Below are 274 nucleotides of genomic sequence, written 5' to 3'. Positions count from 1 at the left end.
AATGTGACACAACTAGCACAACGCGTTAATTCATTTACTTTCACTAGTCGTCTTTTAAAATCCCGTTTTGCAACTCCAGGGTTATGGATATCAATTTGAGCTTGAATTCCTTGCTTCAATATATCAGCTTCTTTTTCATATAATTTACTCTTCCTATAAAGCTGTGCTAAGATCTGATAAATTAAAGGATATTTATTACCGCGGGAAATTTGCTCTAAGGCTTCTTTTTCACACTGATTATACTTCCTCGATTTAAAATTGAAGTGCAACACCT

At 33.9% G+C, this 274-nt stretch carries 1 protein-coding gene; it reads right to left on the bottom strand.

Annotated features, from left to right (window positions below; translation table 11 throughout):
- The coding region (locus FD47_RS16040) for a protein kinase family protein (RefSeq protein ID WP_235806136.1) at positions 1-274 on the bottom strand (274 nt) is incomplete at both ends.

The sequence above is a fragment of the Lentilactobacillus parafarraginis DSM 18390 = JCM 14109 genome (assembly GCF_001435895.1).
Lineage (GTDB): Bacteria > Bacillota > Bacilli > Lactobacillales > Lactobacillaceae > Lentilactobacillus > Lentilactobacillus parafarraginis.
The sequence above is the reverse complement of the archived record's forward strand: the minus strand, read 5'-3'. Positions and strand labels throughout refer to the sequence as shown.